The organism is Acinetobacter sp. ANC_7512, assembly GCF_056779935.1.
On the sequence record NZ_JBWYIX010000001.1, the window covers coordinates 79,841 to 105,713 of the forward strand.

At 38.4% G+C, this 25,873-nt stretch carries 22 protein-coding genes and 1 pseudogene; 8 read left to right on the plus strand and 15 right to left on the minus strand.

The features are described 5' to 3' along the window. Window positions 1-9: 9 nt before the first annotated feature. The 4 genes from AC1M9H_RS00395 to AC1M9H_RS00410 form a co-directional block, all read right to left on the minus strand. Window positions 10-705, minus strand: coding sequence for a methionine ABC transporter permease (locus AC1M9H_RS00395; protein WP_035267644.1), 696 nt, complete (start codon window positions 703-705; stop codon window positions 10-12). Beyond that, on the minus strand, window positions 702-1,727 hold the full coding sequence (locus tag AC1M9H_RS00400; RefSeq protein WP_179998301.1) for a methionine ABC transporter ATP-binding protein: 1,026 nt from the start codon (window positions 1,725-1,727) through the stop codon (window positions 702-704). Before AC1M9H_RS00400 ends, AC1M9H_RS00395 begins: the two co-directional genes overlap by 4 nt. A 71-nt stretch (window positions 1,728-1,798) precedes the next feature. Beyond that, window positions 1,799-2,668 (minus strand): MetQ/NlpA family ABC transporter substrate-binding protein, encoded by an 870-nt coding sequence (locus AC1M9H_RS00405; protein ID WP_035267639.1) that lies wholly within the window; start codon window positions 2,666-2,668, stop codon window positions 1,799-1,801. A gap of 363 nt (window positions 2,669-3,031) precedes the next feature. After that, window positions 3,032-4,117, minus strand: coding sequence for an AraC family transcriptional regulator (locus AC1M9H_RS00410; protein WP_481612496.1), 1,086 nt, complete (start codon window positions 4,115-4,117; stop codon window positions 3,032-3,034). A 216-nt stretch (window positions 4,118-4,333) separates the two neighbouring features. On the opposite strand from AC1M9H_RS00410, the gene AC1M9H_RS00415 reads away from it, so the two are divergent. Together AC1M9H_RS00415 and AC1M9H_RS00420 are read left to right on the plus strand one after the other, a co-directional pair. Next, window positions 4,334-5,749, plus strand: a complete 1,416-nt coding sequence (locus AC1M9H_RS00415; protein ID WP_481612497.1) for a cytochrome P450 — start codon at window positions 4,334-4,336, stop codon at window positions 5,747-5,749. 238 nt (window positions 5,750-5,987) lie between these two features. Then, window positions 5,988-7,502: a hypothetical protein gene (locus AC1M9H_RS00420; RefSeq protein WP_481612498.1), complete on the plus strand. Its 1,515-nt coding sequence runs from the start codon at window positions 5,988-5,990 to the stop codon at window positions 7,500-7,502. 48 nt (window positions 7,503-7,550) lie between these two features. Here the strand turns inward: AC1M9H_RS00420 and purD are convergent, their stop codons facing one another. The 7 genes from purD to AC1M9H_RS00455 all read right to left on the minus strand — a co-directional run bounded on the left by purD (window position 7,551) and on the right by AC1M9H_RS00455 (window position 14,577). Beyond that, entirely contained in the window at window positions 7,551-8,834 is a 1,284-nt protein-coding gene (purD, locus tag AC1M9H_RS00425) for a phosphoribosylamine--glycine ligase (RefSeq protein ID WP_481612499.1), read from the minus strand. 136 nt (window positions 8,835-8,970) lie between these two features. Beyond that, on the minus strand, window positions 8,971-10,545 hold the full coding sequence (purH, locus tag AC1M9H_RS00430) for a bifunctional phosphoribosylaminoimidazolecarboxamide formyltransferase/IMP cyclohydrolase (protein ID WP_092766164.1): 1,575 nt from the start codon (window positions 10,543-10,545) through the stop codon (window positions 8,971-8,973). 88 nt (window positions 10,546-10,633) lie between these two features. Continuing rightward, on the minus strand, window positions 10,634-10,903 hold the full coding sequence (gene fis, locus AC1M9H_RS00435; RefSeq protein ID WP_001086304.1) for a DNA-binding transcriptional regulator Fis: 270 nt from the start codon (window positions 10,901-10,903) through the stop codon (window positions 10,634-10,636). Between the two features lie 374 nt (window positions 10,904-11,277). Next, complete coding sequence (locus AC1M9H_RS00440) at window positions 11,278-12,132, minus strand: DUF3426 domain-containing protein (protein ID WP_481612500.1); 855 nt, start codon at window positions 12,130-12,132, stop codon at window positions 11,278-11,280. 19 nt (window positions 12,133-12,151) lie between these two features. Continuing rightward, a complete protein-coding gene (gene prmA / locus AC1M9H_RS00445) occupies window positions 12,152-13,051 on the minus strand; it encodes a 50S ribosomal protein L11 methyltransferase (protein WP_035267660.1) in 900 nt (299 codons plus the stop codon). 135 nt (window positions 13,052-13,186) lie between these two features. After that, entirely contained in the window at window positions 13,187-14,086 is a 900-nt protein-coding gene (locus tag AC1M9H_RS00450) for a bile acid:sodium symporter family protein (RefSeq protein WP_092766166.1), read from the minus strand. A 134-nt stretch (window positions 14,087-14,220) separates the two neighbouring features. Further along, entirely contained in the window at window positions 14,221-14,577 is a 357-nt protein-coding gene (locus AC1M9H_RS00455) for a hypothetical protein (protein ID WP_035267631.1), read from the minus strand. Window positions 14,578-14,835: 258 nt separating this feature from the next. Here AC1M9H_RS00455 and mnmG point away from each other — a divergent pair, with 258 nt between their 5' ends. After that, window positions 14,836-16,716 carry a tRNA uridine-5-carboxymethylaminomethyl(34) synthesis enzyme MnmG gene (gene mnmG, locus AC1M9H_RS00460; protein ID WP_481612501.1) on the plus strand — a complete coding sequence of 627 codons (1,881 nt, stop codon included), beginning with the start codon at window positions 14,836-14,838 and terminating at the stop codon, window positions 16,714-16,716. A 391-nt stretch (window positions 16,717-17,107) separates the two neighbouring features. Here the strand turns inward: mnmG and AC1M9H_RS00465 are convergent, their stop codons facing one another. Further along, window positions 17,108-18,106: a helix-turn-helix transcriptional regulator gene (locus AC1M9H_RS00465; RefSeq protein WP_035267629.1), complete on the minus strand. Its 999-nt coding sequence runs from the start codon at window positions 18,104-18,106 to the stop codon at window positions 17,108-17,110. A 343-nt stretch (window positions 18,107-18,449) separates the two neighbouring features. Here AC1M9H_RS00465 and AC1M9H_RS00470 point away from each other — a divergent pair. The 5 genes and pseudogenes from AC1M9H_RS00470 to AC1M9H_RS00490 all read left to right on the plus strand — a co-directional run. Continuing rightward, window positions 18,450-19,883: pseudogene (locus AC1M9H_RS00470) on the plus strand (circularly permuted type 2 ATP-grasp protein); the annotation flags it as partial. A 21-nt stretch (window positions 19,884-19,904) separates the two neighbouring features. After that, a complete protein-coding gene (locus AC1M9H_RS00475) occupies window positions 19,905-20,507 on the plus strand; it encodes a hypothetical protein (protein ID WP_481612502.1) in 603 nt (200 codons plus the stop codon). Further along, entirely contained in the window at window positions 20,504-21,283 is a 780-nt protein-coding gene (locus AC1M9H_RS00480) for a transglutaminase family protein (protein WP_481612503.1), read from the plus strand. Before AC1M9H_RS00475 ends, AC1M9H_RS00480 begins: the two co-directional genes overlap by 4 nt. Window positions 21,284-21,308: 25 nt before the next feature. Further along, window positions 21,309-22,043 carry a proteasome-type protease gene (locus AC1M9H_RS00485; RefSeq protein ID WP_035267625.1) on the plus strand — a complete coding sequence of 245 codons (735 nt, stop codon included), beginning with the start codon at window positions 21,309-21,311 and terminating at the stop codon, window positions 22,041-22,043. Window positions 22,044-22,121: 78 nt separating this feature from the next. Next, window positions 22,122-22,565 carry a BLUF domain-containing protein gene (locus tag AC1M9H_RS00490; RefSeq protein ID WP_179998266.1) on the plus strand — a complete coding sequence of 148 codons (444 nt, stop codon included), beginning with the start codon at window positions 22,122-22,124 and terminating at the stop codon, window positions 22,563-22,565. 24 nt (window positions 22,566-22,589) lie between these two features. Here the strand turns inward: AC1M9H_RS00490 and alr are convergent, their stop codons facing one another. The 3 genes from alr to rplI form a co-directional block, all read right to left on the minus strand. Continuing rightward, entirely contained in the window at window positions 22,590-23,660 is a 1,071-nt protein-coding gene (gene alr / locus AC1M9H_RS00495; RefSeq protein ID WP_481612504.1) for an alanine racemase, read from the minus strand. 110 nt (window positions 23,661-23,770) lie between these two features. Beyond that, window positions 23,771-25,216 (minus strand): replicative DNA helicase, encoded by a 1,446-nt coding sequence (gene dnaB, locus AC1M9H_RS00500; RefSeq protein ID WP_035267619.1) that lies wholly within the window; start codon window positions 25,214-25,216, stop codon window positions 23,771-23,773. A gap of 203 nt (window positions 25,217-25,419) precedes the next feature. Then, window positions 25,420-25,866 carry a 50S ribosomal protein L9 gene (rplI, locus tag AC1M9H_RS00505; RefSeq protein WP_035267617.1) on the minus strand — a complete coding sequence of 149 codons (447 nt, stop codon included), beginning with the start codon at window positions 25,864-25,866 and terminating at the stop codon, window positions 25,420-25,422. Window positions 25,867-25,873 lie beyond the last annotated feature (7 nt).

The window sequence follows — 25,873 nt, forward strand, 5'->3', positions numbered from 1 at the left end:
TAAAATTTACTATCGCATTTTGGCGAGTTTTTCACCTGTCATTTGCACCAATTGAACTAATACTAAAAGCACAATAACGGTGAGTATAACGACACTGGTATCAAAGCGTTGATAACCATAGGAGATCGCAAGATCACCAATGCCACCTGCACCGACAGCGCCAGCCATGGCTGTTGCACCAATTAAGCTGATTGCAGCTGTAGTTAAATTGAGAATGAGGGAACTGCGTGCCTCAGGCAGAATAAACTTGAAAATAATTTGTAGGGGTGTTGCGCCCATAGCTTGCGCTGACTCCACGATACCTTCGTTGACTTCAAGGAGTGAAGTTTCAACCAGACGACCAATATAAGGTCCTACATAAATGGTTAAAGGAACAATAGCTGCCCATGTCCCAATAGAAGTACCCACAATCATTTTTGTCAGTGGAATAACCGCGATCAGGAGGATAATAAACGGGAGGGAACGTAATGCATTCACAATAGGGTTTAATCCATAGTAAATCACACGATTGGCTAAAATCCCGTTTGGTCGTGTAACAAGTAGGGTTATCCCTTGAATTAAACCCCAAATCGTACCGAATAGCATTGCAAAGAAAACCATATGAAAAGTTTCTTGCAGGGCTGTCACAAATTGATCAATTGAAAGTGAGCTTTTCCAAAAAGGTTCAGTAATTTCTGTTAGCCATTGAACAATCATATCTCTCATGCACGTACTCCTGATTGCTCAACTTTAACGCCATGTTGTTGGAAAAAGCTGATGGTTTCTTGAATAATGTCTGGATCACCCAGTAATTGCACAAACATTTGCCCAATCACAGCGCCATTAATTTCGGTCATGTTGGCAAATAAAATATTGAGACTAATATCAAATCGTTTAATGGCAGCTTGCACAACAGTTTCTTGGGCCGAAGTACCTAAGAACTGCAAGCTATAAATACTGTGGTGATTTTGATTTTCTAAGTTATTTAAAATATTGATAGGTAATTGCTGCTGTAAAACAGTTTGAATAAATGTTTTGGTCGTCGGGTGTTGAGGTTGACTAAAGATATCGAGAGTACTGCCGTGTTCAATCACTTTGCCTTGCTCCATAACTGCAACAAAGTCGCAAATCGACTCAATAACATCCATTTCATGCGTAACCATAACAATGGTGATTCCTTGCTCTTGATTAATTTTTTTCAAAAGGGCAAGTACAGACTTTGTCGTTTGAGGATCAAGCGCTGATGTTGCTTCGTCACAGAGTAGAATTTTTGGATGATTGGCAAGTGCCCGAGCGATACCTACACGCTGTTTTTGACCACCAGAAAGCTCATCTGGAAAAGCATCGCGTTTATGTTTTAAATCGATAAACTCAAGTAGCTCATCTAAGCGTTTTAGACGCTCAGCTTTACTCCAGCCAAGGAGTTTCATTGGCATTTCAATATTGGCTGCAACGGTTTTGGTTTGTAGTAAATTGAAATGCTGGAAAATCATACCAATATTGGCGCGTTCTTGACGTAATTTTGAAGCGCTCAAAGCAGTGAAATCTTGACCGTGGATGATCATTTGACCTTGATTGGGTCTTTCTAGTAAATTGATCAAACGGATCAGTGTACTTTTACCTGCACCACTATAGCCTATAATTCCGAAGATACTTCCATCTGGAATCGTCAGATTAATATTGTCTAAGGCGTGAATAGTTTGGCCTTTAAGCTGATAATGTTTACTAATATTTTTAAATTCAATCATAACGTCAAGAACTATTAAAAATGAAAAACAGGCAAATTAAATTTGCCTGTTAAAAATACAGAAGTCTAGAATTATTGAGCTTCTGTGAGATATGTCGTTGGTTTATCAACATTAACTTTAGTGCCACCAAAGTTCTCTTTCACATATTGCTTAACCGCATCTGTATGATATAGCTGACCTACCTTTTGCAATACAGGATCATTCTGACGGCCTTCAGCTACAGCCAGTACATTCACATTCATTTTTGTACTTTGATCGATTGGCTCGTAGTAAATCGCATCTTTTAATACGTTCAAACCACCTTCCATTGCTAAGGTGTTGCCTAATACAATGGCATCCACTTCATCTTTCACACGTACCGCAGTTGCCATTTGAATCGGTTTGATGGTGATTTGTTTAGGATTCTCAGTTACATCAGAAGTAGTGCCTTTGACATTGTCAAATTGAGGTTTTAACTTTACTAAACCAGCAGATTGCAATAATAAAAGGGCACGTGATTCATTAGCACCATCGTTTGGAATTGCAATGGTCGAACCTGTTTTGAAATCATTTAAATTTTTAACTTTGCTTGAGTAAATCCCCATTGGCTCAAGATAAGTCGTAGATAATGGCGCAATTTTTTGAGTATTGGCATCATTGTATGCAACCATATATGCATATGATTGGAAGGCATTGATATCAATCTCTTTATTGGCTACCGCAGTGTTCATTGAAACATAATCAGTAAAGTTTTTAACATCTAACTTTAAACCTGCAGCTTCAGTTTCTGGCAATTTTGCAATGAACTTCCAGATATCTGCATCTGAACCTGTAGAAGCGATTGTAATGGTTTGAACTGAATCTTTATTCGTGTTGTTTGCAGCGGTTTCTGGAGCATCTTGTTTTGAGCATCCAGCGATACCCACTGATAGGCCCAAAACTAAACCAAGAATTTTCTTCATGATATTTCCTGAGTATGTTGAAACGATCTTCAACTTACATATGCAGTGAGGTGAATAGTGAAATGAACTGTCCTTGTTTCAAGAGCACTTCAAGCTATTCATCTGTTAGAGATAATTCGGTATTTAGCTATCAATTATTTAAGCATTGATAACAAAAAAGTTGGTTGATGATAACAATTTTTTTTTATTCAATATAGTGATGTTAATGAACTAGCTTAGCATAAAGCGTCATATACAATTTATGAGAATGTATAAATAAACTTTAAATATCATACTTATAATTTGAGTGTTTAAAATTAGAAAGACCCGTTATCAGCCGAACACCTTATAATGATTTAATATATCAATATGAAAAATATGGATTTAATTTAATTTAGAAATTTGCTTGGTAAGATCATTATTGTATTTCTGCCGATATTGGCTAGGGGGCATACCAAACCAACGCTTGAATGCTCGTCTGAAATTTGAGGCATCGTGATAATTAAGAAGCATACCAATTGTTTCAATCGTGAGTTGCGTATGCTCAAGAAAATAAGTACTTTGTTGTGCAAGCACCTGATCTTTGACTTCTTTAAAGGTTAAACCTTCTTTTTCTAAATGACGAGCTAAGGTTCGCTTGCTCATGAATAATGAAGCGGCAATCTCAGATTCATTTTTGGGATCTGATAAATGCTCAATCAGTATTTTTTTGACACGAAACTGATAAGTATTTTGGGGTGTAAGAAGTTCCTTAAGTACATTTTCACATTGTTTTTTTGCAATCAGATAGTTCTCCTGACTTGCTGAAGCATTCGGGATTTCACACACAGATAAGGGTATCTGAATGCCATCAAAAGATTTTGAAAATGCGAAATCACATTGAAAAATTTTTGTATAAGCAGCATGGTAAGCCGGTTTAGGGTAGCTAAAAAGCAACTTCGCCTCAGTTAATGGCTTACCTAAAATAAATTCAGCACACTCTTTAAATACCACCATGCAAGACTCGATCATGCTTTGATATACAAGAGTGGAGCAATCGATATTAAAGTGAATTTTACAATTCATCTGCTGATCACTCTTTTCGAGAATGACTTCTGCAAATCCAATCCGAGTTGGTAGATAATGTTGAATCGCTTCAAGTGCAGCATAGAGGTTTGGGCAACTGTGCATCAAAAAGCCCATTGCGCCATGAGTCGTGGGTTTAAGGCGATGTCCAAGTTCTAAACCGAAATCGGGAACATCTGTCATGTTCAATGCATTTTCAAATATACGAATAAAATCAGATGCTGAAATCCGAGAATCTTCTTGTTGAATAAATTCAGCAGTCAGTGATGTGCCATTCAATAAAGTTGGGAATACACGCAGCCCACCTCCCAATTGTTGCGCAATAATTCTGATATAGGCGCAGGGAATCAATGCCCGAATTGCATTATCGTCCTGATTGCTATGTTCTATTCCTTTAGACATCATACTCAAGTCCAGATAGCGTGATATTGATCTTTCTTAAATCTAGCCTCATTAGAGCTGCTAATTTGGATAAAAAGAATGTCAAAAAATGACTTATTAATGTCAAAAAATGACCTGATTGTGTATTTTTAAAATTCTATGCTCAAACACAGATCATCAGCTTAATGGAATAAAGGCTGAATATAAATTTAATGATGAGATCACATAGGACACATTGTCATGAATAATTTAGTCAAAAAAATGAATGCTGTTCGAGTAGATTTGGTGAATTTTAGCGCTCGCTATATTCCCTTAGAAAATCATATCAAAGCTGCCCATGTATACCATAAATTAAAAAGTAGCCTATTCAAGAATCCTGATTTTGATCAAATTGAAGAAATTCAACTTCCAGATCCAAATGTTTGCCCCTTACAAGAGCTTGATGTCAGTAGCCCTTTTTTATACAAGCAAGGTGTATGGAAGGATACTTTTAAGCGATTACGGAAAGATGCGCCGATACATTATCAATCAAACAGTTTATTTGGTCCTTTTTGGTCGATGACACAGTACGAAGATGTCATGTACGTTGATAAAAATCATCAGCTCTTTTCTTCAGAACCGATCATTATGTTGGGTGAGCAACCGCAAGGATTAGAGCTTGAAATGTTTATTGCGATGGATCCACCGAAGCATGATATTCAGCGTAAAGCAGTGCAGGGGGTTTTTGTACCTAAGAACTTAAAAGACATGGAAAGCTTGATTCGGACACGTACCCAAGACGTACTTGATCACTTGCCTTTAAATGAAGCTTTCGACTTTGTAGATCGAGTTTCAATTGAACTGACCTCAAGAATGTTGGCGACATTGTTAGATTTTCCTTACGAAGAACGCCGTAAATTGGTGTATTGGTCTGAAATTGCATCTTCATCCCCAGGTACGACAGGCGGTACGATGACCATTGAAAATACTTTTGATGGTTTAAAAGAGATGGTGAGAGATTTGTCTCAACTCTGGCATGATAAGGCTGCACGTATAAAAGCAGGTGAGGCTTCAAGTTTTGACTTGATGAGTATGCTTATTCGGAGTGATGAAACAAAGGATCTGATTCAGCGGCCATTAGAGTTTCTGGGGAATTTGGCATTATTAATCGTAGGCGGGAATGATACGACTCGTAACTCGATGTCGGGCGGGGTTTATGCAATGCATTTGTTCCCTCAGGAATTAGACAAGCTGAAGAATAATCCTGATCTGTTGCCTAATATGGTTAGTGAGATTATTCGTTGGCAGACACCATTGGCGTATATGCGCCGTGTAGCGACTCAAGATCTAATTTATAAAGGTCAGTATATCCGCAAAGGTGACAAAGTTGTTATGTGGTATGCGTCTGCTAACCGTGATGAAACTGTGTTTGAAAATGCGGATGAATTTCGTATTGATCGTGAAAATGTGAAAAAACATCTATCATTTGGTTATGGAATTCATCGCTGTATGGGTAGTCGTTTGGCTGAGATGCAATTGTCCATCCTGTGGGAGGAAATTCTACAGCGTTATGACAGAATTGAAGTGCTTGAGGAGCCTGAGATTGTTCAGTCTAATTTTGTTCGTGGGTATTCTAAGATGATGGTAAAGCTGCATCCAAAGTTAGAATCTAAATAGTCCAAAATCCCTCATATTAGATGAGGGATGTTTTTATGTATCGTGAAAAAGAGGTTGGATTTGATCATAAATTATAACTCAAGCATCTACACACATTTGGATAAATGGAGCAGTGTCAGCGTCTTGCCGTTGGCCGAAGATGAGGCGAGGGGTTTGCAGAAAAATTTTCATATAGATAGGAATTAATAAATGATATTTTATTAGATTGTAGAAAGTTAAATATTTATAAGCTAAGAAAATGTTCACAGAAATTCATCAGTTTTTTGAAGAAAATTTGAAAGATTATTCTAATTTAAATCAAAATGATTTAATTATTGAAACGAAAATGATTAGTTTTGCTAAAGATAGAGGGATTTCTATAGCTGGGGTGGTAAAAGGTGATCCGAGTAGGTTTATTGAATTAGGTTGGTTAACTGTAGATAGCAATAACTTATTTCATCCATTTAGAATATATCCATTTTTGAGGGCAGTACAGCTATGTAAGCTAAGACACACTGTAACCTCATCAATTAATCGTGATTCATTTCAGGATTTTTTAAGGCGTGTAAGTGACTCTTTACCTTCTTTAGAGTTAATTGAAGCTGAAGTAAAGCTAGCTAATCAAATTAGTAATTTAGCTATACTCTTAGAACCAATATATTGGCCTAAGATCACGAATAAAACAAAACTTAGATTTCCATATTGCTCAACTCCAGAAGAGTTTGATGAGACATTATTTCCTTATAAAAATAAAATTTTAGCTTATGTTAAGACTTTGGATATCGAAACTTGGCGGTCAAATCATGAAAAATTAAGAATAGGAGCTGCAAAACTCGATGATAACTATGAATTGTATATGATGCTCCGTTTAGCACCTTGGACTAAAAGGGAAAAAATCACCGGGAATATTGGTGGTGCTTTGTGGCTTAGACATATTGCTGAAGTTATACGATTAGCATTTCAAGAAGCGCATGGTGTTCAATGGGCTGAAGAATATGAAGCATTTGGTTTTTGGCACGAAGGTGCTAGAACAAAATTATATGGATCAGAAAGGCCGATTGAAAATGGACTCACCACTAGACCTCGCCTTGCTTTCGAATTTGGATTACACACTGGTAGCACAATAAGATGGTATTTAGAGGGCGAAACTGAGTATCAAGCGGCATTACATATTTTACCAAAAGCTGCTCTTGCTGGTATTGAATTCATTAATTTAAAAGGTGTTTTTCAGGAAAATGCAAATGCACCAATGCGACTCGAAGATCATTTGAAAAGTGACAGAGAATTAAAAAGATTCAGCTTTATTTCTTTTGATGGTGATGTCTCAAGAAATGTTAGCTTTTTTGGAAAACAATTAGAAAAAAATAATATTGTTGGTTACATCAATGTTAATTATCCTGATTTTGAGTTTGAAAACTTTACATTAAATGAGCTTATTGAAATAGCAATTTCATTAGATGAAAAGCTAGGGTTTAATTCTGAGAGATTGAGATCAGGAGATAGAGAAAGTATTAAGTCTGGGAAAGCCTTTGAAAAATATTATAGAGAATATTCAGATCGTAAAAATTCATTAAAAGGTAAGGAGTGGGGTGAAGCTTTAGCTAGCTACGCTTTAGATAATCCATTAAAAGAAGATACTAATCAGAGACGTACTTTCCTACAAACTATAGATCAAATTTTACATGCAAGACGAGTTTTATATGATTATCAGTATGATGCTTTTAAAATAGATTTAAATGATTTTAAAATTAAAGAGAAAGATGAATCTATATGAAATGTAAAAAACCCCGCACTCAGCGGGGTTTTTTATACTTAAAGATAATTAAGCATTTTCACGAGCAATCGCACGGTAACCAATATCTTTACGATATTGAACACCGTCGAAAGTCACTTTCTGGCAAAGCTCTAACGCTTTTGCTTGTGCTTCACCAATGGTATTACCAAGAGCAGTCACGCAAAGTACACGACCACCAGCAGTTACGATATCACCATTCTCATTGGCTTTCGTACCTGCATGGAACACTTTCGCATCTGCCATTTCCGTATCTAAACCAGAAATCACGTCGCCATTGCTAGACGTTTCAGGGTAGCCACGTGACGCAAGTACGATACCAACCGTTTTACGCTCATCCCATTCGGCTTCTGCAGGAAGTTTACCTTCAATACCTGCTTCAACTAAATCAACTAAAGATGATTTTAAACGCATCATGATCGGTTGAGTTTCAGGGTCACCAAAACGACAGTTGAACTCGATTACTTTAGGCTGACCTTGTTCATCAATCATCAAACCTGCGTATAAGAAACCTGTATAAACGTGCCCGTCTTTTTTCATACCTTCAACGGTAGGACGCATCACTTCATTCATGGTTTTTTCAAAAACTTCAGCCGTTACAACAGGGGCAGGAGAGTAAGCACCCATACCACCAGTATTAGGACCTTGGTCACCTTCAAAGATACGTTTGTGATCTTGTGAAGTTGCCATTGGTAAGATGTTATCGCCATCAATCATACAAATGAAAGATGCTTCTTCACCTGCCAAGAATTCTTCAATGACAACGCGTGAACCTGCATCACCAAATTTGTTGCCTGCAAGCATGTCATCAATTGCATCGAATGCTTCTTGATTGGTCATCGCAACGATCACGCCTTTACCAGCAGCAAGACCATCAGCTTTGATCACGATCGGCGCACCATTTTTCTCAACAAATGCCTTAGCAGCATCGACTTCTGTGAACACGTCATAGAAAGCCGTTGGGATGTTGTGACGTTTCAGGAAGTGCTTCGCAAATGCTTTAGAGCCTTCTAATTGCGCTGCAAATTGGGTAGGACCCCAAATTTTCACACCTGCAGCGCGACAAGCATCGACTACACCATTTACAAGCGGTGCTTCAGGACCGACAACAATCAGGTCCACGGCATTATTTTTTGCAAAGTCGATAATGGCAGGGTTATCTAAAATGTTAAGTGCTACATTTTCACATTTTGGTTCAGTTGCTGTGCCCGCATTACCCGGTGCAACGAAAACTTTAGCTACTTTTTCATCTTGAGCGATTTTCCATGCTAACGCATGTTCACGACCGCCATTACCCAAAACTAAAATATTCATCGGTTCATACTCCATGAATCGAAAATGACATAAAGTCCTCAACTAAATGAATAGAAGAGGACTTTAGGCAAGATTAAAAATCTCTTATCAGTGTTATAGGTGACTTATGAGAAGTCATCATGACACGAACCATTAATTAATGACGGAAATGACGCATGCCAGTGAACACCATTGCAATACCTGCTTCGTCAGCAGCAGCAATCGTTTCTTCATCTCGCATTGAACCACCCGGTTGGATGATACATTTGATACCTGCTTTAGCAGCGTTATCAATACCATCACGGAATGGGAAGAATGCGTCAGATGCCATTACTGCACCTTCAACGACTAAGCCTGCATGTTCAGCTTTGATCGCAGCAATACGAGCAGAGTTTACACGGCTCATTTGACCTGCGCCCACACCAATCGTTTGACGGTTTTTAGCATAAACAATCGCGTTTGATTTAACGTATTTCGCAACTTTCCAAGCAAAGATCATGTCATCAATTTCTTGTTCAGTTGGGGCACGTTTCGTCACAACTTTAAGATCATCTTTAGTAATCATACCTAAGTCTTGATCTTGAACGAGTAAACCGCCGTTTACACGTTTGTAGTCCATTTGTGGAGCACGTTCGTCAATTGCTGGTAATTCGCCACATACAAGTACACGTACGTTTTTCTTCGCACCAGTCACTTCTAATACACCTTCAGCAACGCTTGGTGCAATAATCACTTCAACAAATTGACGATCAACAATAGCTTGTGCAGTTGCAACGTCTAATTCACGGTTAAACGCAATGATGCCACCGAATGCAGATTCTGGGTCAGTTGCATAAGCTAAATCATATGCAGCTTTAATGCCGTCTAAAGAGACTGCAACGCCACATGGGTTTGCGTGTTTTACGATTACACATGCAGGTTTTGCAAATGATTTAACACATTCAAGTGCTGCATCAGTATCGGCAATGTTGTTATAAGATAATTCTTTACCTTGCAACTGTTTAGCAGTAGAAACAGAAGCTTCAGTTGCAGCAGGGTCAACATAGAATGCAGCAGATTGATGTGGGTTTTCACCGTAACGTAAATCTTGAGCTTTATTTAATTGCGTATTGAATGTACGTGCAAATTGATCAGCTTGACCTTCTTCTTTACCAACGCGAGCGCCTAAGTAAGATGCGATCATACCGTCGTACTGAGCAGTATGTTCAAATGCTTTAACTGCTAAGTCGAAACGAGTTGCATAAGAAAGTGAGCCTTCAGCTTTAAGCTCAGCAACTACAGTCGCATAGTCAGATGCATTTACAACGATACCTACAGACGCATGGTTTTTCGCAGCAGCACGAACCATCGTTGGACCACCGATGTCGATATTTTCAATCGCATCAGCAAGTGAGCAGTTAGGTTTTGCAACAGTTGCAGCAAATGGATAAAGGTTTACCACAACTAAATCGATCGCATCGATGTTGTGTTCAGCCATCACAGCTTCATCTAGACCACGACGAGCCAAGATACCACCGTGGATTTTCGGATGAAGTGTTTTTACACGTCCGTCCATCATCTCTGGGAAACCAGTGTGCTCTGAAACTTCGACTACAGCAATATTGTTGTCACGTAACAACTTATAAGTACCGCCAGTAGATAAAATTTCTACCCCTAGAGCAACAAGGTCTTGGGCAAATTCAACAATGCCTGTTTTATCAGAAACAGAGATTAATGCGCGTTTAATAGTCATGATTTAGTCACAGTTATCAAGAATTAAAACAAAAAAGCTAAATAGCAGGTAAAAAAAATGCCCGCGGAAGCCGCAAGCATTTTATCATTTATTCACTCATTAAACCGTGAGCTTTCAACTTTTTACGTAAAGTACCACGGTTAAGGCCTAGAATCTCAGCAGCGCGAGTCTGGTTGCCACGTGTATATTCTAACACTACAGATAAAAGAGGTTTCTCCATTTCTGCTAAAACCATGTCATAAACTTGAGATGGTTGCTCGCCTTGCAATTGTGCAAAATAATGGCGAACTGCGCGATCTACGTGAATACGAAGAGCGACATCAGATTGTGCAGTAAAAATAGGAGATTTGCTATTCATGCGAGTTAATCCGAGAATCAATAATCACTTAGGGTAAAAGTGATTTTGTGGTCAAAATAAAAAAACGAGCTCCGTTTTAGGTCCTAAAACGGTCGACTCTAAAACAAGAACAATTAGCTTGCCACAACTAGAGCAATTGAGTGAAAAATAAGCGTAACAATAGTTTAATATTTGTTACGGTTCCACATAAAACAAAAAACATCCCTGATGCGCTGAATAAAAAAATTAAGCACATGAACAGAACTGTATTTATTTTGAGAAATTGCGAGGAGTTTGCGGTACAAAGCTTTCGTGGCGCGTATCATACCATTGTCTATGAAAAAGTGAGCAAGAAAACTACATTTTTTTTAATTTTTTTATCGTTTTTTTTGATCTTATGGTCGTATAACTTCCAATTTATAATTGTCAAACTCAGATTGGGAAAAATTTATACTAAATTTGAAACCAAATGGACTGTCTTGAGGAATTCGTGTAATTCCATGCAAACTTTCTACTAAATATTCATTGGGTGCTTTAATAGCGGATGAAATCAGCTTCCCTTGTTGATAAATGCTTATTTTCAACAGAGGCAGTTTTAACCCTTTGCTATATTGGTTCACCAAGTGACCTGAAAAAACAGTAGATATCGCTGATGTTGACTCAATATTGAGGTCTTGTACTTTTATATGGGTATAGCGTTCATCGAGCGTGTCACAATTAAATAAATTACATGCTGATATAAATGCCTGATTTAGCGCAGGTGAGCGTTGCAATACATTTGGGTTAAACCATAAAAATTGAAAAACCAGTAATAACGCTAAAATTGTATTTACGATCGCCCATGTCGCAATATAAAGCCTAGTTCTTGGTTTCGATTGGCTATTGGCATGGATTGATGATGAAAGATTTAAAGAAGGGTAGTTGGTAATCGGATCATGATTGAAAGTATTTAAGTTATTTAAATAGGTACGCAAGTTTATGTTTGAATTTGCAACTTTACGATCGAAAATATCCAATAGGTGTTGTTCTTGTTTGGGTTCAATCACATCTTCAGATGGTGTTGTACTGTCTTGGACTTCTGTGATTAAAGGCTCAACCACTTTCGGTTGAGGATTGAATAGATGTAGAAGCGCATTAAACTCAGCAGAACATTTAGGACAACAAACCATACCCTCGGCAACAGTTAACTGGGTGACTGATACCTTGTAAATTGTGGAGCAATTTGGGCAGCGGGTTTGTTTATCACTCATATCTTAAATTAAGCTCTACTTATTTATGGCGTTTCCCAGAAAGACGGTACCAATTTTCATCACGCTTTTCTTTGTCTAATATATCAAAAAATTCAGCATAAACACGAGAAACATCATCAACTTGCTCTTCAATAATACCGGCTAGTGCGAATTCACCCTCAGGTTGAATGAGTGTTGAAAACTCCTCAGCAAGTGCCATCAGTGGGCCAGCAAGAATATTTGCGACAAATACATCTGCCTTTTGCTCACCGAGTGCTTGATTAAATTCTTCAGGTAAGCCGACATATAAATTTTCGAGCACGCCATTTAATTCAGCATTTTGTTGTGTAGCGAGTACAGCTTGAGGATCAATATCTGTTGCATATACTTTTTTTGCACCAAGCAGTAGGGCAGCAACACCTAGAATGCCAGAACCACAGCCGTAATCGATGACGATTTTGTCTTTTACATCGGTTTTACCTAACCATTGTAGGCAGAGGAATGTTGAAGCATGATTACCTGTACCAAAAGCTAGGCCTGGATCTAATTTAATATTGACCGCATCCGCTTCAGGTGCTTCCATCCACTCAGGCACGATCCAATATTTTTCACCAATTTGAATTGGCTCATATGCATCCATCCAAGTGCGTTCCCACTCTTGATCTTCGATAAACTCATAACGTAAAGGCGCTTCAGGCATCTGGTCTTTAATGAAAGTTTCTAGTGCGACGACATCGATTTCTTCATCATCTTCTTGAGCGTAAATACCCGTTACGATGACTTTGTTCCAAAGCGGAGTCTCACCTGGAAGTGGTTCTAATAACGCTTGATCTTCTGCATCATCTAGCGTCACACTGACTGCACCAAGAGATAATAATAATGTTTCAGTAAAATCAACTTGTGCTTGATCGACAGTAATATGGATTTGTAACCACTTCACAGTAAAAAAACCTAAATATGCAATACGAGAGTTAGCATTGTACTGTATTCGCTTTAAGAATGCAGATAAAACCTGAAGCATAAATAAAGGCACGATTACAGTGCCTTTAAGATGAGTGGGTTAACTCAATTAATATCAGTTAATTTGTGAGTGGTTTCGAGTTAACTCAGCCGGATGGTCTAATGGTGCAAAACGATTCAGCAACATGCCGAAAATAGCAGCGAAGATATACATAAAGATTGAATAAACAGCTGCTGGCATCGCAATTTCGCTGCTATTCATTATCGTGATTGCAATCGCCATGGCCAAAGTACTGTTATGGATACCAATTTCAAAAGCACACGCTCTTGCTTGAAAACTCGGTACACCAAAGAAGCGTGGTAGAAAATAACCAACGCTAAGACTTGCGATACAAAATAACGCTGTTGCCAAACCAATTTGAGCAAGATAATTCATAATGTTGGCACGTTCAGAAAGTACTGCACCGACAATAATTAACACTAAGAATACAACGGCAAAAATACGCACTGGTTTTTCTAGTTTAGTTGCAACATTTGGAAATTTGTAGCGCACAAACATACCGAGGGCAACTGGAATAAGAATAATGGCGAACACTTGTAAAATTTTACTAAATTGCAGACCAATTTGAGTTGAATCCTGAATGAAATGTGTGATTGCAAAATTCACGATCAGCGGCAAGGTCACTGCAGCAATAATGGCATTAATCGCAGTCAAGGTGATGTTGAGCGCAACATCACCTTTATATAAATAGCTAAACAGATTGGCTGTCGCACCCCCTGGTGAGGCAGCAAGCAACACTAAGCCGACAGCCAAGTAAGGCGTAAGATTGAGTATTTTACATATAATAAATGCAACGCCAACCAAAATGACGAGTTGGGAAAATAATGCGATGAGCACTGCTTTAGGGTGTTTGCGAACGCGTAGAAAATCTTGAACAGTGAGTTCAAGTCCTAAACCCGCCATCACAATTGCAAGTGCTAAAGGTAAAAAAATCGTGAGGATCCCTGTGTCCATAAATTCATCCTGAATTTTGTTGTGTTATATGTAAATAGATCGTTATTTTTAATTTGGTTTTATCGTTATCAATAAATAAAAGCAACCAATTTTTCAATTGGTTGCATAAATGGTCGAATTTAAAAAAAATTGGGTTAAGACGCTTTTGGCATCGGTGGCGCATATCCGAGTGCACATTTGCCTTTATATTCTTGACCTTCAATATTCACGGAAACACTCGCTGCATCAGACTTACAAGCTGAATTAAGCTGCTCTTCATTTCCTTTCAAATCTTTACTTTGGGTAGGGAAAAATTGAGTTTGGCAAGTACCATTCCAAATGATTCCTTTATACGGGAAACTGACAGCATCACCTTCGCTTTTACCCTTACATACGCTTTGGAATTGTTTGGCATTATAGGCATTATCAACTTTGTCATTCGCAATACTCATACTACTTACGCTTAGACCCAAACAACATAACATTGACATCGTAAATAACTGGACTTTCATGTTCGTATACTCTTGTTAAAAAATATGACATGAATATGTTGAAAAAATAGTCAAATCAATGGAAGGGCAATGCTGTAAATAAATTTTCTAAATTGTTAAAAAATCACTTAAATCTGCAAAATTTATAAATTTTAATATCAAAATGGTTTATATTATTGGACTTCAAAAAAATTAGAATTAAATCGTTCTCGATTGTCTCAAGGCAAACAAAATTTGCTATAATTTTCTGTCATTATTTTTATCTCCTCATATACCACTATGCATTATCCTAAAGTTTACGATGTCATTGTTATCGGTGGCGGACACGCTGGTACAGAAGCAGCGCTTGCTGCGGCACGTATGGGTCGACAGACTTTACTCTTAACTCATAATATTGAGACTTTAGGGCAGATGAGCTGTAACCCAGCGATTGGTGGTATTGGTAAATCACACCTCGTTCGCGAAATTGATGCCTTAGGTGGTGCGATGGCACTCGCAGCAGACAAGGGTGGTATTCAGTTCCGTATTCTGAACTCACGTAAAGGTGCTGCAGTTCGTGCAACGCGTGCGCAGGCTGACCGTGTACGTTATAAAGCGGCTATTCGCGAAACATTAGAAAACCAAGCCAATCTTGATATTTTCCAACAAGCAGCAGATGATCTCATTGTTGACGGCGATACCGTTAAAGGTGTGGTAACACAAATGGGGATTCGCTTTGATGCGAAAACTGTCGTGTTAACCGCTGGTACATTCTTGGGTGGCGTGATTCATGTTGGTCTTGAGAAATCAAGCGGCGGTCGTGCAGGTGATCCACCTTCAATTTCTTTAGCGCACCGTTTACGTGAGCTTCAATTGCCAGTAGGTCGTTTAAAAACAGGTACGCCACCACGTATTGATGCACGTTCTGTAGATTTCTCTGTGATGACACCACAGCCGGGTGATTTCCCATCACCAACGATGTCATTTATGGGGGATGCATCTATGCACCCAGAGCAAGTCAACTGCTATATCACCCATACCAACGAAAAAACTCATGATATTATTCGTGGCGGCCTAGACCGTTCACCGATGTATACTGGTGTGATTGAAGGTGTAGGACCACGTTACTGTCCGTCAATCGAAGATAAAATTCATAAATTTGCCGATAAAGATTCTCACCAAGTATTCTTAGAGCCTGAAGGCCTAGATACACATGAACTTTATCCAAATGGTATTTCTACATCTTTACCGTTTGATGTCCAGTTTGAATTAGTACGCTCAATCCGTGGCATGGAAAATGCGCATATCCTGCGCCCGGGTTATGCCATTGAGTATGATTATTTCAACCCACAAGCTTTGAAATTCACTTTAGAGACTAAAGCGATTAATAACTTGTACTTTGCGGGTCAAATTAACGGTACGACAGGTTATGAAGAAGCCGGTGCACAGGGTTTACTTGCAGGTTTGAATGCTGCACGCCGTGCGTGGGATCAAGAACAATGGACACCGAAGCGTGATGAAGCGTACATGGGTGTATTGGTCGATGACTTAATCACTTTAGGTACGAAAGAACCTTACCGTATGTTTACCTCACGTGCGGAATACCGTTTGATGCTTCGTGAAGATAATGCAGACCAACGTTTGACACCAATCGGTCGTGAAATGGGTCTTGTGGATGACGAGCGTTGGGCAGCGTACTGCGAAAAAATGGAAGCGGTTGAGCGTGAAACAGGTCGTTTACAACATCTTTGGGCTGCACCTAACAATCTAATGGGTAAAAAATTCGTTGAAATGACAGGTGCGGATCTTTCTAAAGAATGTTCTGCGATTGATTTGTTGAAACGTCCAAACATTACTTTTGCTCAAATTGCGGAACTTACTGGTTCTGATGTTTCTGCTCAAGTAGGTGACCAAATTGAGATTGCGGTGAAATACGAAGGTTATATCAACCGTCAGCATCAGGATGTTGCACAAATGAAGCGTCTTGAAGAAACCAAGATTCCAGCTGATTTTGATTATGACGTAGTATCTGGTTTATCTCGTGAAATTACTTTGAAACTCAAAGAAGTTCGCCCTGAAACTCTCGCTCAAGCAAGTCGTATTCCGGGCGTTACACCTGCTGCTGTTCAATTGGTGATGATTACGATTCGTAAGAATGCACAAACTAAAAAATCTGCTTAAGCCTGTTGCAGTCCAAAAAACCCGCTTGATGCGGGTTTTTTTGATCCTCATATAACGATTTATTCATAAATAAGATAAATAATTTATTATTTACGTTTAACAAGAATAGAGATTAATAAAGAAATTATGATTATTTCTCAATCCAAGTTGATGTCGTTATATTGATTCTACGTTCACAACAAAGAGGAAAGGCCATGACGATGAAGCGTATTCGTTATAATGGTTATGAAATTGCATGCTGCACGATGTAAATCATAATCCAACGACATTGAAAAGTGTACGTGGGCTAAAGGGGAGTTTAGTTCACGTATTTAAACTCAACACAATAAGAAATCAGCGCAATACTGAAAATATGATAATAAAAAATCTTCAGAGCCAATTTGGCTCTTTTTTAATTTTCAATTTCATGAACGGCGTTAAATACATCGAGCGGTTCAATACGAATGATTTTTTTGCCGAAGCTTCTGAGCCACCAAACCAATTGTGAAGTAAATGGCACATTAGCCACCACTTTAAAGAGATCATCGGATACTTGTGTGATGGATTGATCTTTACTGAGTTGGCTTTCGGAAAAGTAAAGTGCATCAGCTTTATTCATAAAGAGTTCGAGTTGAACGAGCTCAGTGGGTTTATTGAAATCAACTCTGAAGCCGAGCGCACCAGATTCAATGTAAGCATCAATATCAAAGTCAACAGGGTGTAAGGCGCGTTGCTCTAGAACTTTTGCAGATTTAAAACGATGTAAAGCAAAGGTTTGAACTTCTGATTTGTCATGTCGAGTACAAATCAAATAAATGATTGAACCCTTTTGAACCAATGCAAGCGGGTTTAAGGTATAACTACGTTCTTCACTTTCAGGTCCACGCGCACGATATATGCATTCGATCTGTTTATCTTGCAATAGACCTTCATAAATGGCTTGCTGCGCATGTTTCTCTACAACAGGAGGGATCAAGGGCTGGCTTGCTGGGACAATACGAACTCGGTTAATCCACTGACGTACATTGTTTTGTGTAGATAAGCTGCGTTTTGCAAGCTCGAACCAAGGGTTCATTTCCTCAATTAAGCTTGGAGGAAGCAAATGCTTCAAATGCTCTTCAACCATCATGAAGGTGACGGCTTGTGAGCTGGTCATATGCGGCAAGCTTTGAATTGGGGCATCTGATCGCCAACGCCAACCTTGTGGTACAGTTTTATTACTCTCAATAGGAAATCTTTGAGAAATTTGATTTAAATCACGTTGAATGGTTCTTAAACTGATTTCAATACCTTCTCTTTGCAGGGTCTCTTGCAACTCTCGTGTACCCATCCATTTGCCAGTGGTTAAACGTGAAAGAATTTGCCACTGTCGATATAAGCTATTCGATGTTTCTTTTTCTTGAGAGGACATAATCAACTAATGAATAAAGAGAAAATATTTTTCAAACACACAATAAAAAATCTTTAAGAGATAAGCAAGCATGGAAAGTGAAGCTGTTGAGTATATTTCGATACATCTTTAGGCCATTTTTCGTTGTGAATGCTTCAAAAATGGGGCATTAATAGATGAATAGGTAAATTTTTGGCATTGAAATTGCTTAATTTTGTTTACAATTGATAACAATTAAGAGGTATGTATGCTAAAAGAGGAAAAAGATAACACTTCAATTCTCGCAAATTTTAAGGCTGATCATACCGTCGAAGCTTTTGAAAAATCTAAGCAGATCGAAGTTAAACAAAACAGCACTGCGTACTTGTTCGATCAACTTAAATCTGAATTTTATAATGAACTTTTAGATGACAAAACGATTGGCTTAGAGGCATCTAGCAAAATCGAAAATTGGTTATGTGAAAGAAGCTTGGATGAGCTGAAATCTTTAAATCATCAAGCGAAGGAACATTTCCTCTATCAGGGCATTACATTTACAGTCTATGGTGATGCTGAGGGTACAGATCGTATTATTCCTTATGACTTAATTCCACGTGTAATTGCCAAACAACAATGGCACAAAATAGAGCAAGGCTGTGCACAAAGAGTGCAAGCATTGAACTTTTTTTTAGATGATATTTACCATAATCAGGCGATTTTAAAAGATGGTTTAGTGCCTGAGCTGCAAGTGCTCACTCATGAGGCATACCAACCATTGATGTATAAACATTCATTGAAAGGTAAAGTTTATAGTCAAATTAGCGGAATCGATATTATTCGTGATCAGCAAGGTGACTTCTTTGTATTAGAAGACAATTTAAGAACACCATCAGGCGTGTCTTATATGTTGGAAAGTCGAAAAATTAGTGAAAAAATGATGCCCGAACTTTGTAAGTCATCAAATTTACAAGGTGTAGAGCAATACCCACAACTTTTAAGACAAATACTCGAGGAAAATGCTGAAGTAGATAATCCATTTATCGTGGTGCTTACACCGGGTCGATATAACAGTGCATATTATGAGCATTGCTTCCTCGCACGTGAGATGGATGTTCCTCTAGTTACAGGTCAGGATTTATTTGTTGAAAATGCTAAGGTCTATGCCAAAACCGTTTGGGGTAAAAAACAAGTCGATGTAATTTACCGACGCCTAGATGATGGATTTCTTGATCCATTGTGTTTTATGCCAGACAGTACATTAGGTGTACCTGGCCTAATGTCTGCATACTTACAACACAATGTCGTGATTGCAAATGCGCCTGGCACGGGGGTAGCAGATGACAAATCAATCTATCCTTATGTCGATAAAATGATTGATTACTATCTAAACCAGAAGCCAATTTTAAATAACGTACCGACTTACCAATGTCGTGAACGTGAAGAACTCGATTATGTACTTTGTAATTTAGAAAAGTTAGTGGTTAAAGAGGCGCAAGGTTCAGGCGGTTATGGCATGTTAATTGGTCCTAAAGCGACCGAACAAGAAATTGAACAATTTAGATTAAAGTTAATTGCACAGCCGCATGCTTACATTGCACAACCAACTTTAGCGCTTTCAGTCGCTCCCACTTTAACTGAATTCGGCATCGCTGAACGCCATATTGATTTAAGACCGTTTATTTTAAGTTCACCGTATCGTACAGAAATCGTGCCGGGAGGTTTAACCCGAGTTGCGATGCAAGAAGGGGCATTAGTTGTAAATTCATCGCAGGGTGGTGGCATTAAAGATACGTGGGTTATAGATCCGCTACATTCATAAATATACAACCAGGAGCTTGTCATGATTATATTAAACAGCAATGCACAAAATATTTACTGGGTTGGCCGTTATTTATCTCGTATTCAACATTTATGTGGTCAGTTTCCATTTCAAGATGATGTTCAAGCATTGCAGTATGCCCATGCTTTTTGCTTACCTGCTTTTAATGCGTGTTCGCTCAATGAGCTGATTATGAGTAATGATCAGCCAGCTTCTTTTTTTCAACAATTTGAATATGTGAAAAATAATATTCAAGATTTACGTGGTGTATTGTCAGTTCAGGCTTATTCAGAATTAAAACAGATGGTGGATACAGCGACACAAAATGCAGGATTAATTTGTACTGTTGTTGATGAGTGTAGCGATATTCTAGAAGCTGAAAATGAAGACATTTTTCTGTTTTTTAGTCTAGGACAATATTTCGAAAATCTTGATCGTGAAATAAGATTGAATCAGGATGTTAATTCTACAATCAATTCTTTAAGTGTTGTGATTGAACTGTTGAAGTCTAAAGGATGGGACAGCTTAGATGAGGCTTGGCAACATCTTTTAGCGCATCCAAATGCTAATAGCTTTTACCAATTGAATGATCAGGTGCAATGTTTATTTGAGGTGGATGCATGAAATTGATGATTAATCATCAAACCCATTATCAATATACGGAAACGGCAAAAAATAGTATCCAATATATACGAATGTGTCCTCAATGTAATGCTCACCAAAAAGTAGATGTTTGGTCAGTGAGTATTCCTGGTCATACGGTCGAAGCAAAAGATGCCTTTAATAATATTTGGATCACTTCGACTCAACGCTATGCATATCAAAATTTAAGTATTATGGCGCAGGGTATTATTGAAATCGATACAGTTTCAGAACAAGCTATTGAGTCAGAAGTGCCAGTCGGTATTTTTCTACAAATTACCCCAGCGACTCAATGTGATGCTGAAATGAAAGCTTTTGCAGCTCAGCATGTGAGTAAAAAGACTCGTGATGAATTAAAACATTTAAGTTATGCATTGCTTGAGCATATGCCATATATTTCAGATTCTACTCAAGTGAATACTACGGCAATAGATGCATTCCATCATCAACAAGGGGTATGTCAGGATCATACTCATGTATTTGTAGGTATGTGTAGAGAGTTAAATATTCCTGCGCGTTATGTTTCTGGATATCTTTACGTTCCAGAAATGAGTCATTTGGCGAGCCATGCTTGGGCTGAAGCTTATATAGATGGAGTTTGGTATACATTTGATGTTAGCAATCAGCTCTATACGCCAAGTTCACACATTTATATTGCATTAGGGCGTGATTATTGGGACGTTGCACCTATCAGAGGTGTGCGAGAGGCTGGTGGCGTGGAGAGTATGACGACCATCGTTCAGGTATTACCGTGTTAGAACAAAATTTAGAAGAGAGATTTCAATGACCTATTGTTGTGCTATGCGTTTACGTGATGGCTTAATTTGTATCAGTGACACGCGAACAAATGCAGGTGTAGATCATATCTCTGTCTTTCGTAAACTCTATCTTTTCGGTGTTGAGGGTGAGCGTTTTATCAGTATACAAACTGCGGGTAATTTGGCGACGACACAAGCCGTTATAGGACATTTACAGAATCAGCTAGATTTAAAACACGAACCTAATTTGTATAGTGTGAATAGCATGTTCGAGATGGCTGAATTGGTTGGTCATACTTTAAAGCGTGTCATTATGGATGTGACTACTGATCAACTAGAGCAAAGTAATTATCACTGTACGATTTTACTTTCTGGTCAAATTCAAGGGGAGGATATTCAGTTATATAATATTTATCCTCAGGGTAATTTTATCAATGCGACGTCAGATACGCCCTTTTTTCAGATTGGGGAAAGTAAATACGGTAAACCAATTTTAGATCGTGCATTAAATTACAATACTGAATTAGATGAAGCATTAAGATGCGGTTTAATTTCATTTGATTCAACCCTTAGATCTAATGTTTCTGTGGGCTTACCACTGGATGCATGTATTTATAAAAAAGATAGTTTTGCGATTCCATTGTCTAAACGTATTCATGATGATGATCCATATTTCTCATCTATTAGTAAACTTTGGTCAGATACTTTGCGTCAAGGATTAAACGGTTTGCCACGTCCAACAGAAGACTATTGGCAATAATTTTGCTTTATGGTTAAGTTTAGATTAAATTGAGTTGCATTGAATATTAAATCATTACTATAAAAATTAGGGGAAGCAATGCAACAGTTCAGTTATGCGAGTGTGTCAACTGCAGATGCAAGTCGGTTATTGATTGATGTTCGTGAAATCTTGACTGAAGCCCGTCATTTCAATTTTGAGCATCAAATTTCTGGAGCACTTTATTATGCAGATGGGCACTATTTTCAATGTCTAGAGGGTGATGAAGCCACACTAGATATATTGCTGCAAAAGCTTCACAAGGATAAACGCCATCATCAAATTCGCCTATTTCAGCGAAAAAATATTGAAAAAAAACAATTTCAAGAATGGTCTATGAAGTTTGTAGGACGACAAAGTCCAGTGAAGCAGGCTTTAATAGATATGGGATTTAGTCAATTTACGCCAACACAGTTTACTCAAGATCAAGCTGATTATCTAATTCGATTTTTGACACGCGCTCAGGATACGGATTTTAATGAACTACAACGTAATGCTGTTTAGCATTACGTTGATTTAATTCGCTCATTACATTTTGAGACGCTTCGGACGTTGGCTTAATCGACATAACAACTCATAACCAATCGTACCATTCGCTTCAGCAACATCATCCACTAAACGATGTTTACCCCATAATTCTACTGGATCACCAATTTTCGCGTTGAGATCAGTGACATCTATGGCAATCATATCCATGGCAACCCGACCGATCACTGGGGTCAATTGACCTTTAAATGAAACTGAATTCTCACGAATAAAAGCTCTTGGATACCCATCACCATATCCGATCGAGACAATTGCTAATTGCATAGGTCGCTGAGCAACAAAGGTTGAGCCATAACCTACAGCTTCACCTGATTGAATGGCGTTAAGTGCAATAATCTCAGCACTGAATGTCATGACAGGTTTTAAATCTAGAGCGTGGACGTCACGATCTGCAAATGGCGTTGCGCCGTACAGCATAATACCAGGACGAACATAGTCAAAATGCAATTCAGGGTATTTATAAATTGCTGCTGAATTACAACACGAAGCTAAAATTGGTGCACAATCTTGTTTTACTTCAAGAAATTGAGATATTTGTTGTTCATTTAAAGGGTGATCAACATCTGCATTAGCAAAATGCATTGCAAGTACACAGGTAAAACCTTCATTTTTTAATTGATGAATAATCGATTTGATTACATCAATTTTGAAGCCTAAGCGGTTCATTCCGCTATTTAGTTTAACCCATACTTTTAGATTTCGGGCGATATAAGCATCTTTAACTTGCAACAACCACTGCAGTTGTTGATGACGATGAACGATTACTTCAATATGTTGCTCAATCGCAATTTGCATTTCATCTTCAGAAAAAACACCTTCAATTAAGGTGATAGGTTGTTTAAAACCTAATTCACGTATTTCAAGTGCTTCTTCTAAACATGCAACGCCAAAAGCATCAGACTGGCTCAATGCGGCTAAGCAGTCTGAGACTCCATGACCATAAGCATTTGCCTTTACCATACTTACAACTTTAGAGTTTGGTGCAAGTTGTTTCACGCGATTTAAATTGTATTGCAATGCGTGTGTGTCAATACAAACCGTTGCTTGGCGCACTCTAATTTACTCCTAGAGGCATGTGGAAAGGTTAAATCCTTTAAACTAAAAAAAGATAATTGTGTTCGATCAATTCGTGCGTTCTTAACTAAGAATTGATCAAAGCAAAATTACTCTTCTTCTTGGTTCTGCGCGTAATATTCAGGTGACAAGTTACTAAAACGCGTATATTGACCTTCAAAAGCGAGTCGAACGGTACCAATTGGACCATTACGTTGTTTACCGATAATGATTTCAGCAGTTCCTGCTTCTTTAGATTCTTTGTTATATACCTCATCACGGTAAATGAACATGATCAAATCGGCATCCTGCTCAATTGCTCCAGATTCACGTAAGTCTGACATTACAGGACGTTTATTTGGACGGTTTTCGAGTGAGCGGTTAAGCTGCGAAAGTGCAATCACTGGGCAATGCATCTCTTTCGCCAATGCTTTCAAGCTTCGAGAAATTTCACCAATTTCACCCACACGGTTATCACCCATACCTGGTACTTTCATTAACTGCAGGTAATCGACCATGATGCAACCCAGTTTACCACCGTGTTGCTTGGCGATACGTCTTGCACGTGCACGCATTTCAGTCGGTGGCAGGGCAGAAGAATCATCAATATAGAGATGCTTCTCTTGCAGTTGAAGAATAGTTCCTGTGACCTTGTTCCATTCTTCGCCATCTAATTTGCCAGATCGTAAATGTCCTTGATGCACTTTACCAAACGAGGAAATTAAACGCATGGCAATAGAGTCAGCAGGCATCTCCATGGAGAATACGAGAGCAGGAAGGTTGCAATTGAATAGCACACTTTCGACTAAATTCATTGCGAAAGTTGTTTTACCCATTGATGGACGGGCAGCAACGACGATCATATCTCCAGCTTGCATACCTGATGTTTTATTATCAAGCTCCACAAATCCTGTGGTCAGACCTGTAATATTCCCATCAAGTTGTGATAATTCGTTGAGTTTATCGAATACATCTGCGACAACGGTATTAATTGCTTTTGGTCCTTGAGCTTTAGCATTGTTATTGTGTTGTTCAGCCAAAGAAAAGATACTGGTCTCAGCTAAGTCTAAAATTTCACTGACTTCTCGACCTTTCGTGTCATACGCATTTTGTAGAATTTCATTACCAACTTTGATCATATTTCTCAAAGTTGCAAATTCACGTATTTTATTGGCATAAGTTTCAAGGTTATAAAAGCTTGATGGGGAATCCGCCATCAATTGCATTAAATATTCTTCACCGCCAATCGCATCAAGCAGGTTCTGTTTGATTAACCAATCATTGACCAATACGGCATCATAAGGTGAACTTTCTTTAGAAAGTTTTTCAATTGCTCTAAAAATATATTTATGTCGAGTCGCGTAAAAATCATTCTCGGTTAATATATCGCTGACCTGTTCGAATGACTCAGCTACTGTCATGAGTGCGGCAAGAACAGCCTGTTCAATAGCAAGATTGTGCGGAGGCGTACGAAACTCTTTGAGTGCTGAAGATTCACTCTTTAGCAAATCTAACTCAGTGTTATTCGTATTTTTTTTGGCAGTCGCCTGAGACATATAAAACCTTGATTTACAATAATTACGAAAATGAATAGGGGAGACTTATCTTAATGCAAAATGCACAATCAAGACAGTGCAACAAATAATATCGATAACAAATGAAAAACTAAGTCCAAATTTCAGCTTGCTAAATAAAATTTTATAATTATTAGGGATAAAAAAAGAGCATGCTGATGCATGCTCTTTTTCTTTGCATAAAATTACTCAGATACGATAGTAACGAGAACTTCAGCAACAACATCATGGTGCAATTGGATTGCGATGTTGAATTCGCCAGTGTGACGAAGTGCACCGTTCGGTAAACGAACTTCAGCACGGTCAACTTCAAGACCAGCATTTGTCAACGCGTCAGCGATGTCACGAGTACCGATAGAACCAAATAGTTTACCTTCGTCACCAGCTTTCGCAGTGATTACGATATTTACTTCGTTCAATTGGTCAGCACGTGCTTGAGCAGCAGCTAATACTTCAGCTTCTTGCTTCTCAAGTTCAGCACGACGAGCTTCGAATGCAGCAGTGTTAGCTTCAGTAGCAGCAACTGCTTTACCTTGAGGGATTAAGTAGTTGCGGCCGTAACCAGCTTTAACTGAAACTTTATCACCTAATTTACCAAGGTTCTTAATGCGTTGTAATAAGATAATATCCACAGCTCAA

Excerpts from the sequence above, each read along its gene's own strand:
- AC1M9H_RS00450 (WP_092766166.1), bottom strand. The coding sequence starts at position 14,086 with ATGGACACAGGGATCCTCACGATTTTTTTACCTTTAGCACTTGCAATT.
- AC1M9H_RS00400 (WP_179998301.1), bottom strand. The coding sequence starts at position 1,727 with ATGATTGAATTTAAAAATATTAGTAAACATTATCAGCTTAAAGGCCAA.
- purH (WP_092766164.1), bottom strand. The coding sequence starts at position 10,545 with ATGACTATTAAACGCGCATTAATCTCTGTTTCTGATAAAACAGGCATT.
- AC1M9H_RS00465 (WP_035267629.1), bottom strand. The coding sequence starts at position 18,106 with ATGTCCTCTCAAGAAAAAGAAACATCGAATAGCTTATATCGACAGTGG.
- dnaB (WP_035267619.1), bottom strand. The coding sequence starts at position 25,216 with ATGTCTCAGGCGACTGCCAAAAAAAATACGAATAACACTGAGTTAGAT.
- AC1M9H_RS00480 (WP_481612503.1), top strand. The coding sequence starts at position 20,504 with ATGAAATTGATGATTAATCATCAAACCCATTATCAATATACGGAAACG.
- AC1M9H_RS00475 (WP_481612502.1), top strand. The coding sequence starts at position 19,905 with ATGATTATATTAAACAGCAATGCACAAAATATTTACTGGGTTGGCCGT.
- AC1M9H_RS00395 (WP_035267644.1), bottom strand. The coding sequence starts at position 705 with ATGAGAGATATGATTGTTCAATGGCTAACAGAAATTACTGAACCTTTT.
- AC1M9H_RS00455 (WP_035267631.1), bottom strand. The coding sequence starts at position 14,577 with ATGAAAGTCCAGTTATTTACGATGTCAATGTTATGTTGTTTGGGTCTA.
- AC1M9H_RS00485 (WP_035267625.1), top strand. The coding sequence starts at position 21,309 with ATGACCTATTGTTGTGCTATGCGTTTACGTGATGGCTTAATTTGTATC.
- AC1M9H_RS00405 (WP_035267639.1), bottom strand. The coding sequence starts at position 2,668 with ATGAAGAAAATTCTTGGTTTAGTTTTGGGCCTATCAGTGGGTATCGCT.
- AC1M9H_RS00420 (WP_481612498.1), top strand. The coding sequence starts at position 5,988 with ATGTTCACAGAAATTCATCAGTTTTTTGAAGAAAATTTGAAAGATTAT.
- purD (WP_481612499.1), bottom strand. The coding sequence starts at position 8,834 with ATGAATATTTTAGTTTTGGGTAATGGCGGTCGTGAACATGCGTTAGCA.
- fis (WP_001086304.1), bottom strand. The coding sequence starts at position 10,903 with ATGAATAGCAAATCTCCTATTTTTACTGCACAATCTGATGTCGCTCTT.
- AC1M9H_RS00410 (WP_481612496.1), bottom strand. The coding sequence starts at position 4,117 with ATGATGTCTAAAGGAATAGAACATAGCAATCAGGACGATAATGCAATT.
- mnmG (WP_481612501.1), top strand. The coding sequence starts at position 14,836 with ATGCATTATCCTAAAGTTTACGATGTCATTGTTATCGGTGGCGGACAC.
- AC1M9H_RS00440 (WP_481612500.1), bottom strand. The coding sequence starts at position 12,132 with ATGAGTGATAAACAAACCCGCTGCCCAAATTGCTCCACAATTTACAAG.
- AC1M9H_RS00415 (WP_481612497.1), top strand. The coding sequence starts at position 4,334 with ATGAATAATTTAGTCAAAAAAATGAATGCTGTTCGAGTAGATTTGGTG.
- AC1M9H_RS00490 (WP_179998266.1), top strand. The coding sequence starts at position 22,122 with ATGCAACAGTTCAGTTATGCGAGTGTGTCAACTGCAGATGCAAGTCGG.